The sequence below is a fragment of the Candidatus Manganitrophaceae bacterium genome, assembly GCA_012960925.1.
Lineage (GTDB): Bacteria > Nitrospirota > Nitrospiria > SBBL01 > JAADHI01 > DUAG01.
Genome location: DUAG01000053.1, coordinates 1 through 15,292 on the forward strand (window position 1 = coordinate 1; position 15,292 = coordinate 15,292).

A 15,292-nucleotide genomic window follows, 5' to 3' on the forward strand; every position below is an offset into this window, starting at 1 on the left:
GATCGTCCCGATATTAATATGAGGCTTCGTTCGCTCAAATTTAGCCTTCGCCATCTATTCGCTCCTCCTTCTTCCGTCCTTTAATACTTTCCAATAGTATCCGCTGATCTATTTTCCGGTTCCCTGACTCTTCGCAACGATCTCTTCAGAGATATGCTTCGGAACCACATCATAGCGAGAAAACTGCATGGTAAAGATGCCGCGACCCTGAGTCATCGACCGAATACTCGTCGCATATCCAAACATCTCAGAGAGTGGAACCAAGGCAGAAACAACCTGAGCGCCGCCCCGCATCTTCATTCCCAGAATTTTCCCTCGCTTGGAGCTTAAGTTCCCGATGACATCCCCCATGTACTCCTCCGGAACAACGACCTCTAAATCCATGATCGGCTCCAGAAGGACCGGTTCCGCCTTTTTACATGCAGTCTTGAATGCCATCGAACCTGCTATTTTAAAGGCAACCTCTGAAGAATCAACATCATGAAAGGATCCATCAAACAAACTCACCTTGAGGTCCACCATCTGATAGCCGGCAACCACCCCAGAAGTCATTGCCTCAACAATTCCTTTTTCAACCGGTCCGATAAACTCCTTCGGAATGGCACCCCCGACGATCTTGTTTACAAATTCAAAACCCTTCCCAGGCTCCTGGGATTCTATCTTCAGCCAGACATGTCCATACTGACCCCGGCCTCCCGTCTGCCGAACATATTTCCCTTCCGCTTCCGCTGCCTGCTGAATGGTCTCTCGATAGGCAACCTGAGGCTTCCCTACATTTGCCTCGACCTTAAATTCTCTTTTCAAACGATCAACAATGATCTCAAGGTGTAATTCCCCCATTCCGGAAATAATGGTCTGCATCGTCTCTTCATCGGTGACAATACGCAGAGAGGGATCTTCATGACAGAGTTTCTGGAGGGAGAGGCCCAATCTTTCTTGGTCAGGCTTCGTCTTGGGCTCAATGGCCATCGAAATAACCGGCTCAGGGAAAGTCATCACCTCAAGAAGTATGGGATCCTTCTCGGCACAAAGGGTATCTCCGGTCTTCGTATTCTTTAATCCAACAGCGGCACAGATGTCACCGGGATAAGCGGCCGTGACGTCTTCGCGTTTGTTGGCATGCATCTTCAAAATGCGGCCAACCCGCTCTTTGGAATCTTTTGTTGCGTTATATATATAGGACCCTGCCTTCAACACGCCTGAATAGACCCGAAAGTATGTCAATTGGCCGACAAAAGGATCGGTCATGATCTTAAAAGCCAGGGCAGAAAACGGCTCGTCATTTCGCGGATACCGGACCATCTCTTCTTCTGTCTTTACGTTAATGCCTTTCACGGGAGGAATATCATTCGGAGAAGGAAGGAAATCGACAACGGCATCAATCAAAAGCTGGACACCCTTGTTTTTAAAGGCCGAACCGCATAAAACCGGAACAATCTTCAATTCCAGGGTTCCCTTCCGTAAGGCCTCCTTGATCTCCTCGGATGAAACCGGACCCCCATTCAGATATTTTTCCATAATCGTGTCATCAAAATCGGAAATTGCTTCGATCATTTTGTCGCGATATTCCTTTGCAACAGAGAGATGTTCTTCAGGAATTTCATCAATTTTGTACTCGGCCCCGAGCGTTTCATCGTCAAAAAAGATCCCCTTCATATTGATGAGATCAATGGGCCCACGAAAGGTGTCTTCTTTTCCAATTGGAATCTGAACGGGGACTGGGACGGCACCCAAGCGGTCAATCATCGTCTGAACCGCCGGAAAGAAATCAGCACCGATGCGGTCCATTTTATTCATAAAGGCAATTCTGGGAACATGGTAACGATCCGCCTGCCGCCAGACTGTTTCCGACTGCGGCTCAACACCCTGGACAGAATCAAAAACAGCAACCGCACCATCGAGCACACGAAGGGATCGCTCAACTTCAATCGTAAAATCAACATGCCCTGGAGTATCTATAATGTTAATCCGATAATCATCCCAGAAGCAGGTTGTCGCAGCAGAGGTAATCGTAATACCCCGCTCTCTCTCCTGCTCCATCCAATCCATGGTCGCATTTCCATCATGAACCTCACCAATGCGATGGGTCACGCCGGTATAATAAAGGATGCGCTCTGTCGTCGTCGTTTTTCCGGCATCGATATGCGCCATGATTCCGATATTGCGTGTTCTGTCTAAGGAGTATTCTTTTGTCATTTAACGATGATCAATCAATTTCGTCACTCTAGTTTCCAGTGAACGTTAGCGAACATTATGGATAAATAAGGACTAAAAAAAGGTGAAGGCAGCGGCCTTCACCTGAACTTGAGATAGCACTATTACCAGCGATAATGCGCAAAGGCTTTATTTGCTTCCGCCATCTTGTGCGTATCTTCCCGCTTCTTAACCGCGCTCCCTGTCTTGTTTGAAGCATCAAGCAATTCGGCGGCCAACCTCTCTTTCATGCTTTTTTCTGAACGCTTCCTCGAATAAATCATAATCCAGCGGAGCGCCAGGGACATTCGGCGATTGGGACGGATTTCAACGGGCACCTGATATGACGCACCTCCCACCCTTCGCGACTTCACCTCAACCATCGGCTTGACGTTATCGACGGCATGCTTAAAAACCATGACCGGATCAGAACCCGTCTTTTTCTTAATCAGATCAAAAGCGCCATAACAGATCGATTCCGCGAGGCTCTTCTTTCCATCCTCCATGACCAGGCAGATGAACATTGCAATGAGCCTGTCCCCATACCGTGGATCTGGAAGAACCTCTCTGTTAACTGTCACCTTTCTTCTAGACATTGAAACCTTTCTTCGTACACAAATTAATGATTCAACTATTTCTGGATTGTCTCGCGAGGAGGATTCATGGCGTCACTTACTTCGGTCTCTTGGCTCCATATTTCGAACGTCCCTGCTTCCTGTCCGCCACGCCGACCGCATCTAAAGCACCGCGAACAATATGGTACCGGACCCCCGGGAGGTCTTTTATTTTTCCACCCCGTACCAATACAATTGAATGCTCCTGAAGATTGTGACCCATTCCTGGAATATAAGAGGTCACTTCCATCCCATTCGTCAAACGCACACGTGCAACCTTTCGGAGTGCAGAGTTTGGCTTCTTGGGCGTGGTGGTATAAACACGGATACAGACCCCTCTCTTCTGCGGCGACTGTTTCAGTGCAGGACTCTTGGTCTTGGATCGGGCTTTTTCCCGCCCCTTCTTGATCAATTGATTAATCGTCGGCATCTGACTTCCTTACGTGGCATGCAAAACCTACAGATCATACTGACTACTGGCCCTCTTGTCAAGATTTTTTTACAATCTCAAGGCATTATATTGATATTTGGTATGCCTATTTTTTCTCTGCAGGAGCCCCTTCACTCGAACCCGCCTTATTCTTGGCCATCTCCTTGATCTCCTGTGCCTGCCGCGGTGATCGCACATAAACTTCTCGATACTCAGGCAAGCCCGTTCCCGCCGGGACAAGCCGTCCCACAATCACATTCTCTTTCAAGCCAAGCAGGTCATCCGTTCTTCCGCTAATCGCAGCCTCCGTCAAAACACGCGTTGTCTCCTGGAAGGAAGCGGCAGAGATAAAACTATCGGTTGCAAGGGCCGCCTTCGTGATTCCGAGAAGAATCGGCTTTCCTGTCGCCGGTATTCCCCCTTTGGCCATCACTTTCTCATTCTCTTCTGCGAATTTAAACTTATCAACCTGCACCCCAATGAGGAAATCCGTATCGCCCGGTTCTTCAACTTTTACTCTTCTTAACATCTGTCGGACAATAATTTCAATATGCTTGTCGTTAATCGACACCCCTTGCAGACGATAAACCTCCTGGACCTCGTCGACCAAGTATTTCTGAAGCTCTTTCGGTCCTAGTACGTCAAGAATATCATGAGGGTTCGGAGATCCATCCATCAAGGGCTCCCCAGCGTGAACCCAATCCCCCTCATGAACATTAATATGCTTCCCCTTAGGAATGAAGTATTCCCGGCTATCCCCGACCTCATTACTGACAATCACCTTTCTCATCCCTTTGGCAAAACCGCCATATTCGACCGTCCCGTCAATCTCTGAGATAACGGCCTGTTCTTTTGGTTTTCTCGCCTCAAAAAGCTCGGCCACACGGGGAAGTCCACCGGTAATATCCTTCGTTTTTGTCGTTTCACGAGGAATCTTCGCCAACACATCACCCGGGTGAACCATTTGCCCTTTCTCAACAAAAACATGTGCCCCCGCAGGAAGAAGATAACGGGCCGCTCCTTTTGTCAAAGGGAGTTTCACGGTTTTCCCCGAGGCATCCTTGATTGAAATTCTAGGCCGGAGATTTGATCCGGGGTAATCGACAATGACTTTACGGGCAAAGCCGGTGACTTCGTCAACTTCTTCACGCATCGTCTGCCCTTCGATCAGATCACCCATCGCAATCTTTCCAGCGACTTCCGTCAAGATCGAAAGAGAATAGGGATCCCACTCCACCAGTCTTTGTCTCGCATCCACCGAGACCCCATCTTTTACCTTGATGCGGGCACCATAGACAACCGAGTACTTCTCTTTCTCGCGTCCTGTCTTGTCAAAAATGGCAATTCTTCCATTCCGGTTCATGACAATCAGGTCACCGTCTTTACTTTTCACGGTATTCAGGTTCAAGTATTTCACAACACCGGCATTCCGGGATTCCAATACGGTCTGTTCAATCACCTTGCTTGCCGTCCCCCCAATATGGAAGGTCCGCATCGTTAGCTGTGTTCCCGGCTCCCCAATAGATTGTGCGGCGATCACGCCGACGGCCTCTCCCCGCTCAACCAGTTGTCCCCGGGATAAATCCCGCCCATAACACCTGACACATATCCCCCGATGCGCCAGACAGGTCAATACAGAACGGATTTTCACTCTGTCAATCCCCGCCTCAACAACGGCCTGCGTCTTTTCTTCATTGATTTCCGCTTGAGCCGGACAAATAACCTCACCCGTAATCGGATCAGTGATATCTTCTGCCGCGATTCTGCCCAGGATACGTTTTTCAAGCGGTTCAATGACCTCTCCACCTTCAACCAGAGCCGTCACGGCAAGCGAATCAGGTGAGTGACAATCCAGATCATTCACAATAACATCTTGCGAGACATCGACCAGCCGCCGCGTCAGGTATCCGGAATTGGCTGTCTTCAAGGCAGTATCCGCCAATCCTTTTCGCGCACCGTGTGTCGAAATAAAGTATTGCAAGACGCTCAACCCTTCTCTGAAGTTGGCCATGATCGGCGTTTCAATAATCTCCCCGGAGGGCTTTGCCATGAGTCCTCTCATTCCCCCCAGTTGACGAATCTGCGCAGCGCTTCCACGGGAACCTGAATCGGCCATCATGTAGATAGAATTAAATTTTCGATCTTTTACCTTCCCGACTCCCTTCGTGACCTCTTCTTCTTCCTCAGCCAATTCTCTCATCATTTCACTGGCCACCATCTCAGTGACATGCGCCCAGATATCAACCACCTTATTGTATCGCTCTCCATTCGTAATCAAACCCTCAGCATACTGCTTTTCGATCTCCGCTACACTCTTCTTGGCCTTATCGAGCAATACGCCTTTTTTTGACGGGATGCGCATGTCGTCCACACAGATCGAGATGCCGGCCCTTGTCGCGAAATGAAATCCGAGATCCTTAATGCGATCCAGCATGGCGACGGTATTGCGGCGACCGGACTTTCGATAGGAGATATCAATCAGGTTGATCAACTCCTTTTTGTTCATAATACGATTGACCATCGAGAAGGGGACATCCTCTGGGAGAATATTTCCAAAAATCACTCTGCCGACAGTTGTCTCAACCAAGGTACCATCGCGCCTTACTTTAATCCGGGCATGCTCCTCCACCTGCCGATGGTCATAGGCAATGGTAACTTCTTCCGGACCGGAAAAGGTTTTTCCTTCTCCCTTCGCCCCGCCCTTTTCCTTTGTCAGCCAATAGCAACCCAGAACCATATCCTGAGAAGGAACCATAATTGGTTTTCCGCTGGCAGGTGAAAGGACGTTGTTCACCGACATCATCAGTACGCGCGCCTCAATTTGGGCCTCAATCGACAAAGGGAGATGGACAGCCATTTGATCCCCATCAAAATCTGCATTAAATGCAGCGCACACTAGCGGATGAAGCCGGATCGCTTTTCCTTCCACTAAAACAGGATCAAAGGCCTGTATCCCCAGGCGATGCAGAGTTGGTGCCCGGTTCAGTAAGACAGGGTGCTCCTGAATCATCTCATCCAGCACATCCCACACCTCCGGCTTTTCCTTTTCCACCATCTTCTTTGCCGTTTTAATGGTTGCCACATAACCACGCTCTTCCAGTTTTTGATAAATAAAGGGCTTGAAGAGTTCCAAGGCCATCTTCTTTGGAAGTCCGCATTGGTGGAGCTTCAACTCGGGCCCGACAACAATCACGGATCGACCAGAGTAGTCTACCCGTTTTCCCAGAAGGTTCTGACGGAACCGGCCTTGCTTGCCCTTGAGCATGTCCGAAAGGGACTTCAGGGGACGCTTGTTCGGCCCTCGGATTGCCCGACCCCGTCGACCATTGTCAAAAAGGGCATCCACCGATTCCTGAAGCATTCTCTTTTCATTGCGGATAATGACATTGGGAGCCCTCAACTCGGTCAGCCGTTTCAGGCGATTATTCCGGTTAATCACCCGGCGGTATAGATCATTTAAATCAGATGTCGCAAAACGCCCCCCATCGAGAGGCACCAAAGGTCTGAGTTCCGGCGGCAGGACAGGAATGACATCCAAAATCATCCAGTCGGGATGATTTCCAGACTTCCTTAAGGATTCCACAACCCGGAGACGTTTTGTTAATTTCTTTTTGACGGCGACAGAACTTGCATGGGCAATCTTGACATGCAACTCGTCCCAAAGCTCTTCAAGATCTATTTTCTTCAAAATATCCCTTATTGCCTCGGCACCCATCTCGGCACGGAACGCCCCTACACCATACTTTTCGACATCTGCGCGATACCGATCTTCCGTAAGGATCTCCTTCTCCTTCAAGTCAGTGTCCATCGGATCCGTCACAACATAGTTCTCAAAATAGAGTACCTTTTCGAGCTGCTTGAGTGTCATATCCAGAAGTATCCCGATTCGACTGGGAATGCCCTTCAGAAACCAGATATGAGCCACAGGGGAAACCAGCTCGATATGGCCCATCCGTTCCCGGCGAACCTTTGACTGGATGACTTCCACTCCACACTTGTCACAGACAATTCCACGGTGCTTCATCCGCTTATACTTTCCGCAGTTACACTCCCAATCCTTGATCGGCCCAAAGATGCGTGCACAAAAGAGACCGTCCCGCTCCGGTTTAAACGAGCGATAATTAATCGTTTCCGGTTTTTTGACTTCCCCATAGGACCAGGAGCGGATCTTCTCGCCGGATGCAATGCGAATTCGGATGGCGTCAAAAGAGATCGACTCCTTCGACTTTCCAAAAAGGCTCCGAACCGATTCGACCTTGCTTAATGTCTCCATTGAACCTCCAAAAAAATAAACGTTAAAATAACTCGAAAGGGAGGATCGGGCTTACTCCTCACATTAATCCTGATTCTCAGTCTTTGTCTCTGATTAATTCAACATCAAGCCCCAGGCTCTGAAGCTCTTTGATCAAAACGTTGAAGGATTCCGGCAGGCCGGGCTCCAGGAAGTGCTCTCCCTTGACAATCGCTTCGTAGATGCGGGACCGTCCGGGGACATCATCCGACTTCACCGTCAGGAACTCCTGTAGAACCGATGCGGCGCCATAGGCCTGAAGGGCCCAGACTTCCATTTCTCCAAGACGTTGTCCCCCAAACTGCGCCTTCCCGCCCAAAGGTTGTTGTGTGACCAGAGAATAGGGTCCAATCGACCTTGCATGGATCTTGTCGTCAACCAGATGGTGAAGTTTCAGCATGTACATCCGGCCCACCGTCACCGGGCGGTTAAAAGGCTCTCCTGTCTTTCCATCATGCAGAATGGTCTGTCCCGACCTTGGGAGACCTGCCTCTTCCAGCAAATCCTTGACTTCTTTTTCGTTCGCACCGTCAAATACCGGACAGGACACATGGATACCCAGGAGGTCCGCAGCCCAACCCAGGTGAGTCTCCAGTATCTGCCCGACATTCATCCGAGAAGGGACACCGAGAGGATTGAGGACAATCTGCACCTTCGTGCCATCCGGAAGATACGGCATATCGGCCTCAGGAAGAATGCGCGCGACAACCCCCTTGTTGCCATGCCGCCCCGCCATCTTGTCCCCTACCTGGAGCCTGCGCTTCATGGCAATGAAAACCTTGACGAGTTTAATCACACCGGGAGGGAGTTCGTCTCCCCGCTTTAAACGTCCCACCTTCTCATCATAGATCATCTGGCGAAGGTCGATCCGTTCTTTTGTAGACGCCTCCACGCTATCAACTTTCGCCTGCTCTGCCTTGTCATTCAGGACCACATTCCGGATATCCTCATCGACAATTTTACCCAGGATCTCCTCTTCAATAAGCTTCTTTTTCTTCAGAAGAATCTCGCCGGTTTCCGGATCAACGATATCGACACCGACCAACTGGCCAATCAGCAGGCTCCGGACCTTTTTATATTTTTCCTCCTCGATAATATGAAGTTCCTCACGATGGTCCCGCTGAAGACGCGTGATATCTTCGGTTTCAATCATCTTTGTCCGCTCATCTTTATCAACGCTCTTACGAGAAAAAATCTTTACATCGACGACAATTCCCTCTATCCCGGGGGGGACATAGAGCGAGGCGTCTTTAACATCGCCTGCCTTTTCACCAAATATCGCCCTGAGTAATTTTTCTTCCGGAGTCAGCTGGGTCTCCCCCTTCGGGGTGACCTTTCCCACGAGAATATCTCCTGGTTTCACCTCCGCCCCGACACGGATAATCCCCGATTCGTCCAGGTTGTTGAGGGTTTCTTCACTCACATTCGGAATATCTCTTGTAATATCCTCTTTGCCTAATTTTGTATCCCGGGATTCCAATTCAAATTCTTCGATGTGGATGGATGTAAAATTATCTCCTTTAACCAGCTCTTCCGACACCAAGATGGCATCCTCAAAGTTGTACCCCCCCCAAGGCATGAACGCGACCAGAATATTCTGGCCCAAGGCCAATTCTCCCTGATCAATCGCAGGACCATCCGCAAGGAGATCACCTTTCTTTACCTTCATGCCAGCCGTCACGACCGGCCTCTGGTTGATACAGGTATTTTGATTAGAACGCTGATACTTAATCAGCTTGTAAACATCTAGCGCCGATTCCGGATCTTCCGCGACATTCGCTTTTTCTTTTCTGCTCAGATCCGCCTTGACTACAATCCGGGTCCCGTCACAGCTGACGACGGTACCACTCCGCTTTGCAAAAACGACATAACCAGAATCCCGTGCAACAATAAACTCCATCCCTGTCCCGACCAGAGGGGCTTCAGTCCGAATCAAAGGAACCGCCTGCCGCTGCATGTTCGAACCCATCAAGGCCCTGTTGGCATCATCGTTCTCAAGAAAGGGGATCATCGCGGTCGCCGCACTCACGATCTGTTTCGGGGAGACGTCCATATACTCAATGCGGTCAGAGGGCACCGCGACAAAATCGCCTGAGGAACGGGCCGAGATATTATCCGATGTCAGCTTTCCCCGACTGTCCATCTTCGCATTTGCCTGCGCAATCACATAGCGGTCTCCATCAATGGCCGAAATAAATTCGACTTCGTCGGTTACCCGTCCCTTGACCACCTTACGGTAGGGCGACTCAATAAAACCATACTCGTTCACACGGGCATAAGTGGCGAGCGAGGTAATCAAGCCAATATTTGGACCTTCCGGCGTCTCGATCGGACAGATACGACCATAATGGCTGGGATGAACATCTCTCACCTCAAAACCGGCCCGCTCCCGGGTCAATCCTCCGGGACCCAGGGCGGATAGACGCCTCTTATGGGTAATTTCAGCCAAGGGGTTGGTCTGGTCCATGAATTGGGAGAGCTGGCTGCTCCCAAAAAATTCTTTGATGACCGCAATCACCGGTTTCGCGTTGATCAGGTCATGAGGGAGGACGGTATCCAGATCAAGCAGATTCATCCGCTCTTTAATTGTGCGTTCCATCCTGACAAGGCCAATCCGGAATTGGTTTTCCAGAAGCTCCCCGACCGACCTGACCCGGCGGTTGCCGAGATGGTCAATGTCATCAATATTCCCTTTTCCGCTTTTGAGATTCACAAGATAGCGAACCACTTCAACGACATCCTGAGCGCTCAGCGTCCGGTTCTCCATGGGCTGTTCCAGACCCAGTTTTTTGTTGAGCTTCAGTCGGCCAACAGGAGAAAGGTCATACCGCTTTGAATTGAAGAAAAGGTTTTCGAAAAGGAGCTTTGCCGTATCCATCGTCGGTGTCTCTCCCGGACGGATCCTGCGATAAACCTCTACCATCGCTTCCCCGGGAGAACCCACCTTTTCCATTGCCAAGGTATCGCGTATGGCCGGAAGAATCGTAATATTATCAATAAAAAGGACTCGGATTTTCCCGATATCGGCCTCGCATATTTGCGCGAGGATATCCTCTGTCAGCTCCTGGTTTCTCTCTACAAGAATCTCACCTGTTGCCGGGTCAACAACATCATCAAGGACCGCTTTTCCGGCCAACTCTTCCCTGGGATACGGGATTTCCTTGATCCCCTCCGCCTTCATTTTTCGGAGGACACCCTTGGTCATCTTGCTTCCCTCTTTGACCAGAACACCTTTCCCTTTCTTCTCCTTAAAATCAGAGGGGGACTTAAGGCCAACATGAATCTCAGGATTCAGCTTTCTCAGGAACTCACCCTTAGAAATTCTGACATCTTCGATCGGATAAAAAAGCTTCAGGATAACCTCTTCAAGGCTCCCTCCCTCCACATCTCCTTCCGGTCCGGGCAAAACATATTTTCGACCGTTTCCACCGGCTGCTTCCTGAGTAAAGGCCTTCAACAGAATAGTAACAGGGAGCTTTCTCCTTCTGTCAATCCGGACATAGAGGATATCTTTTGCGTCAAAATCAAAATCAAGCCACGAACCGCGATAGGGGATAATTCGCGCGGAGTAAAGAACTTTTCCGCTGGCGTGCGTCTTTCCTTTATCATGACTAAAGGAGGCGCCGGGGGAACGCTGGAGCTGGCTGACGACCACCCGCTCCGTTCCATTCACCAGAAAGGTCCCGTTATCCGTCATTAATGGAAGCTCTCCGACATACACCTCCTGCTCGCGGATGTCCCGGACCTTTTTCGTCTTCCCCTTGCCCTCCTTGTCCCAGACCACCAAACGGACCTTGATCTTCAGGGGAGCCGCGTAGGTCATTCCGCGTTCAAGACACTCCTGCACATCATATTTCGGTCTTCCAATCGAGTAGTCAATAAATTCGATCATCGCCGTATCGTTGTAATCGGAAACGGGGAACACACTCGTAAAGGCCGATTGCAGGCCTATATCTTCGCGCTGCTCAGGAGCAAGATCAACCTGCTGAAACCGATTGTAGGACTCTTTTTGAATCTCAATCAGATTCGGAATACGAACCTTGACATTGATCTTTGAAAAATCTCTCCTCTTACGGATCTCATTTCTGGGGCGAACCGCCATAAACCCTCCATTCTATCTATAAACTGATACAGGCGCTTAACATTCGTCTTGTTCGGGAACAGCCTATTTGATTTCTGCTGTCGCCCCGGCTTCTTCAAGCCTCTTTTTTACCGTCTCCGCTTCATCCTTAGCAACACCGGACTTAACCACCTTGGGAGCGGCTTCAACGAGATCCTTTGCCTCCTTAAGTCCCAGGCTGGTTAGTTCTCGAACCGCCTTGATGACCTGTATTTTCTTTTCCCCAATCCCGGTCAAAATGACGTCAAACTCCGTTTTCTCCTCAACGGTCTCTGCCTGTCCACCGCCACCCGCTGCAGGGGCCGCTGCAACCGCGACGGGTGCCGCTGCAGTCACACCAAAACGCTCTTCAACCAGCTTAATCAAGTCCGCCAATTGAAGAACAGGCATCTTTTCGACCGCCTGAAGAATCTGGTCATTTGTCAATTCGATCTCTTCCGCCGCTGCTGTTTTTGCCATTTTTAACACGCTCCTTCGTTAGTGAAAATACAATTATAGTAAATAATTTCTACCTCTTTATTTGGCCGGAATCGGCCACCTCTACAGGTCAGGGGTGTTAAGACCCCGACGACTCGCGTTTCTCCTTTACGGCCTGGAGAGTCAGCACAAACTTGCTGAGAACACCGTTGAGGCTCCCTGCAAATCCATAAATAGGCGATTGGAGCCGTCCGATAAGGGCCGTAATCAAAACCGGTTTTGGCGGAAGTTGAGCAATCTGTTTGAACCGACCCAGGTCGATTACTTGTCCTTCAACCACTCCAACCTTGATCTTCAGTTTTTTTTGCTTGTCGGCGATCTCCTTCATCGCTTTTGCCGGAGCAATCGGGTCATCATATCCAAGGGCGACCGCCGTCTGGCCCTTGAAATACGTCGTCACCCCTTCCAAAGACGTCTGCGCCGCGGCCAGAATCGCAAGCGTATTCTTGACCACATGAAACTCGCCCTTCGCACTTCGGAGATGCCCCCGGACCTCGCGTAATTCTTCTACACCCATCCCGGAAAATTCTGCCAGGATTGCGACTTTTGCCTTTGAAAATTTAACCTGCAAGTCCGTGACGATCTCTTTTTTTTCTTTTAACCCCTTCATTGGACTTCCCCTTTATCATTACTGTAGGCCAACATAAAAACTATTCCGCCGACCCCTGACGGACACTACCAAGCTCTATGGGAATCCCGGGACCCATCGTAGAGGAGACCGTAATCCCCTTTAAATATTTCCCCTTCGCAGATGCAGGTCTTTTCTTCAAAACAGATTCGAGTACCGCACTTGCATTCTCAAAAAGCTGCTCAGCGCTGAACGAGACACGGCCAACTGCCAGGTGGACAATACCCGCCTTTTCAACCCGATAATCCACTCGGCCCAGCCTGATCTCTTTGATCACCTTCGCCACCTCAAATGTGACCGTTCCTGTCTTTGGATTGGGCATCAGGCCACGCGGACCCAACACCCTTCCTAATCTACCGACTATTCCCATCAAATCCGGCGTTGCGACCACTGTGTCAAACTCCATCCAGCCCTTGTTGATCTTCTCTACAAGATCGTCAAGCCCGACATGGTCCGCACCGGCCTCCAAGGCCTCTTTCTCCTTTTCACCTTTCGCAAAAACCAGGATACGCACCTTCTTCCCTGTCCCATGCGGCAGAACAACAGAACCCCGCACCATTTGATCGGAATGCTTGGGGTCAACACCCAAACGAATCGCCATGTCCACGCTCCCGTCAAACTTGGCAGTGTGCGTCTCTTTCACCAAGGCAAGAGCCTCATTCAGAGCGCAGGGCTCTCCCTTCACCTTTGCAACTGCGGTATCATATTTCTTACCCATTCATTCTCCTCATTGAAGAACCGCGCCTCCCTCAAATGAAGGGGCGGGGATGTCACCTGACAATATGTGTTTATTCTGCTTTATATGACTGCGGCTCGACTTCAATCCCCATGCTTCTCGCAGTCCCTGAGATAATTCTGCATGCCCCCTCAAGATCAACGGCGTTGATATCCTCCATTTTCGTCTTGGCAATCGCCTCAACCTGAGCCCGGGTCACTTTTCCAACCTTTTCCTTATGGGGGACACCGGAGCCTTTAATAATTCCAGCGGCTTTTTTCAGGAGATCAGATGCAGGGGAACTTTTTGTCACAAACGTAAATGTTCTGTCAGTGTAAATAGAGATCAAGGCCGGAACAATCGACCCTTCCAGTCCCTTCGTCTTTGCGTTGAAGGCCTTGCAGAACTCCATGATATTCACACCATGCTGACCCAGGGCAGGCCCCACCGGGGGCGCCGGATTTGCTTTTCCGGCCGGAATCTGAAGTTTAACGACCGCCTTGATTTCTTTTGCCATCTAAAATAACCCGCCTTTCTATCCTAAGGGGCTTGCGTCGCCCCCTCCACCGGCAAAGCCGGATGGAGCCTCCCCCTCAACGCTCACATCGATTCTCTGTCGACGAACACGGAAGAGACAAAATTATATACCCCCAAAAGGTATCTCTTTGAAAAACAGACTCCAATTAGACTTTTTCAACCTGGAGAAAATTCAACTCAACCGGGGTTGAGCGCCCAAAAATACTGACCAGGACCTTTACCTTATGCTGATCCAGATTGACCTCATCCACCACACCATTGAATCCCAGAAAAGGACCATCAATGATACGGACATTCTCCCCCTTATCAAACAGGGCTTTTTCTCGCGGAGGAGCAACCCCCTCATCCATCTGCCTCAACAAGACCTTCACTTCTTTTTCCGCGAGCGGTTCCGGCACAGCGCCACCTCCGCCCAGAAACCCGGTCACCTTTGGGGTTTCTTTAACAAGCTGCTGAACCTCCAGGTCCAGACACATCTCCACCAGGACATACCCCGGGAAAAACTTCTTTGTAGAGACCCGTTTTTTTCCATCCTTAATCTCAACAACTTCTTCCGTCGGAACAAGGACTTTTCCCATTTTTTCTTCCAGTCCGAGGCTTACTATCCTCTCCTCCAGACTGGCCTTCACCCGGCCTTCAAAGCCGGAGTAGGTATGGATAACATACCAATTCTTTTCCATAAACAACTCCCCGCAAACAAACCCTAGACAACCAAGCGCAATATACGAATCAGGACGGTATCGACAATCGCGAGAAACAAGGCAACGATCAGCGTAAAGACAATGACAACCGTCGTGGAGCCGATCGTCTCATTCTTGCTCGGATATGTCACTTTTGAGAGTTCAAGCTTCACCTCTTTCATAAAATCAATTGCGGACTTGAATAATTTTTTAATCATACACCTTATCCCTCATACCGACGGAGATCGACATCCCCCTTCTGTTTTTGGCAGGCCAGGAGGGACTCGAACCCCCAACAAGCGGTTTTGGAGACCGCCGCTCTAACCAATTGGAGCTACTGGCCTATTTGGCAAGACCTATTTCACCTCTCGATGCGCGGTGTGCTTCCGGCACCTTCGGCAGTACTTCTTTAACTCAATTCGATCCGGAGTATTTCTCTTGTTCTTTTTTGTCGTGTAGTTTCTTTCTTTACAGTCTGTACAACCCAAGGTAATAATCTCACGCATCGACTTAATCCTTTAATTTGTTTCTACTTAATGATCTGAGTGATGACACCGGCACCAACCGTCCGTCCGCCTTCCCGTATCGCAAAACGCAATCCTTCCTG

13 protein-coding genes and 1 tRNA gene are annotated in these 15,292 nt (G+C 49.8%); all 14 read right to left on the reverse strand.

Features of this window, described 5'->3' with window-relative positions; genetic code table 11:
- Positions 1-108: 108 nt before the first annotated feature.
- Positions 109-2,196 (reverse strand): elongation factor G, encoded by a 2,088-nt coding sequence (gene fusA, locus EYQ01_08645; GenBank protein HIE65861.1) that lies wholly within the window; start codon positions 2,194-2,196, stop codon positions 109-111.
- A 122-nt stretch (positions 2,197-2,318) separates the two neighbouring features.
- On the reverse strand, positions 2,319-2,789 hold the full coding sequence (rpsG, locus tag EYQ01_08650; GenBank protein ID HIE65862.1) for a 30S ribosomal protein S7: 471 nt from the start codon (positions 2,787-2,789) through the stop codon (positions 2,319-2,321).
- A 76-nt stretch (positions 2,790-2,865) separates the two neighbouring features.
- On the reverse strand, positions 2,866-3,237 hold the full coding sequence (locus EYQ01_08655) for a 30S ribosomal protein S12 (protein HIE65863.1): 372 nt from the start codon (positions 3,235-3,237) through the stop codon (positions 2,866-2,868).
- Positions 3,238-3,343: 106 nt separating this feature from the next.
- The gene (gene rpoC / locus EYQ01_08660; GenBank protein ID HIE65864.1) at positions 3,344-7,510 is read right to left on the reverse strand and encodes a DNA-directed RNA polymerase subunit beta'; all 4,167 of its coding nucleotides are present in this window, start codon (positions 7,508-7,510) and stop codon (positions 3,344-3,346) included.
- A 76-nt stretch (positions 7,511-7,586) separates the two neighbouring features.
- On the reverse strand, positions 7,587-11,630 hold the full coding sequence (gene rpoB / locus EYQ01_08665) for a DNA-directed RNA polymerase subunit beta (GenBank protein HIE65865.1): 4,044 nt from the start codon (positions 11,628-11,630) through the stop codon (positions 7,587-7,589).
- Between the two features lie 63 nt (positions 11,631-11,693).
- Positions 11,694-12,074, reverse strand: coding sequence for a 50S ribosomal protein L7/L12 (locus EYQ01_08670; GenBank protein ID HIE65866.1), 381 nt, complete (start codon positions 12,072-12,074; stop codon positions 11,694-11,696).
- Between the two features lie 130 nt (positions 12,075-12,204).
- A complete protein-coding gene (locus EYQ01_08675; protein ID HIE65867.1) occupies positions 12,205-12,735 on the reverse strand; it encodes a 50S ribosomal protein L10 in 531 nt (176 codons plus the stop codon).
- A 40-nt stretch (positions 12,736-12,775) separates the two neighbouring features.
- Positions 12,776-13,471: a 50S ribosomal protein L1 gene (locus EYQ01_08680; protein HIE65868.1), complete on the reverse strand. Its 696-nt coding sequence runs from the start codon at positions 13,469-13,471 to the stop codon at positions 12,776-12,778.
- Between the two features lie 70 nt (positions 13,472-13,541).
- The gene (gene rplK / locus EYQ01_08685; GenBank protein ID HIE65869.1) at positions 13,542-13,985 is read right to left on the reverse strand and encodes a 50S ribosomal protein L11; all 444 of its coding nucleotides are present in this window, start codon (positions 13,983-13,985) and stop codon (positions 13,542-13,544) included.
- A gap of 166 nt (positions 13,986-14,151) precedes the next feature.
- Positions 14,152-14,685 (reverse strand): transcription termination/antitermination protein NusG, encoded by a 534-nt coding sequence (gene nusG, locus EYQ01_08690; protein ID HIE65870.1) that lies wholly within the window; start codon positions 14,683-14,685, stop codon positions 14,152-14,154.
- Positions 14,686-14,708: 23 nt separating this feature from the next.
- Positions 14,709-14,903 carry a preprotein translocase subunit SecE gene (secE, locus tag EYQ01_08695; GenBank protein HIE65871.1) on the reverse strand — a complete coding sequence of 65 codons (195 nt, stop codon included), beginning with the start codon at positions 14,901-14,903 and terminating at the stop codon, positions 14,709-14,711.
- A 48-nt stretch (positions 14,904-14,951) separates the two neighbouring features.
- A tRNA-Trp gene (locus EYQ01_08700) sits at positions 14,952-15,029 on the reverse strand.
- Between the two features lie 12 nt (positions 15,030-15,041).
- A complete protein-coding gene (rpmG, locus tag EYQ01_08705; GenBank protein HIE65872.1) occupies positions 15,042-15,191 on the reverse strand; it encodes a 50S ribosomal protein L33 in 150 nt (49 codons plus the stop codon).
- Between the two features lie 23 nt (positions 15,192-15,214).
- The coding region (locus tag EYQ01_08710; GenBank protein HIE65873.1) for a hypothetical protein at positions 15,215-15,292 on the reverse strand (78 nt) is incomplete at its 5' end.

What these genes read in the sequence shown, in the direction of transcription:
- fusA (HIE65861.1), bottom strand. Translation starts at nt 2,196, where the DNA reads ATGACAAAAGAATACTCCTTAGACAGAACACGCAATATCGGAATCATG.
- rpsG (HIE65862.1), bottom strand. Translation starts at nt 2,789, where the DNA reads ATGTCTAGAAGAAAGGTGACAGTTAACAGAGAGGTTCTTCCAGATCCA.
- EYQ01_08655 (HIE65863.1), bottom strand. Translation starts at nt 3,237, where the DNA reads ATGCCGACGATTAATCAATTGATCAAGAAGGGGCGGGAAAAAGCCCGA.
- rpoC (HIE65864.1), bottom strand. Translation starts at nt 7,510, where the DNA reads ATGGAGACATTAAGCAAGGTCGAATCGGTTCGGAGCCTTTTTGGAAAG.
- rpoB (HIE65865.1), bottom strand. Translation starts at nt 11,630, where the DNA reads ATGGCGGTTCGCCCCAGAAATGAGATCCGTAAGAGGAGAGATTTTTCA.
- EYQ01_08675 (HIE65867.1), bottom strand. Translation starts at nt 12,735, where the DNA reads ATGAAGGGGTTAAAAGAAAAAAAAGAGATCGTCACGGACTTGCAGGTT.
- EYQ01_08680 (HIE65868.1), bottom strand. Translation starts at nt 13,471, where the DNA reads ATGGGTAAGAAATATGATACCGCAGTTGCAAAGGTGAAGGGAGAGCCC.
- rplK (HIE65869.1), bottom strand. Translation starts at nt 13,985, where the DNA reads ATGGCAAAAGAAATCAAGGCGGTCGTTAAACTTCAGATTCCGGCCGGA.
- nusG (HIE65870.1), bottom strand. Translation starts at nt 14,685, where the DNA reads ATGGAAAAGAATTGGTATGTTATCCATACCTACTCCGGCTTTGAAGGC.
- secE (HIE65871.1), bottom strand. Translation starts at nt 14,903, where the DNA reads ATGATTAAAAAATTATTCAAGTCCGCAATTGATTTTATGAAAGAGGTG.
- rpmG (HIE65872.1), bottom strand. Translation starts at nt 15,191, where the DNA reads ATGCGTGAGATTATTACCTTGGGTTGTACAGACTGTAAAGAAAGAAAC.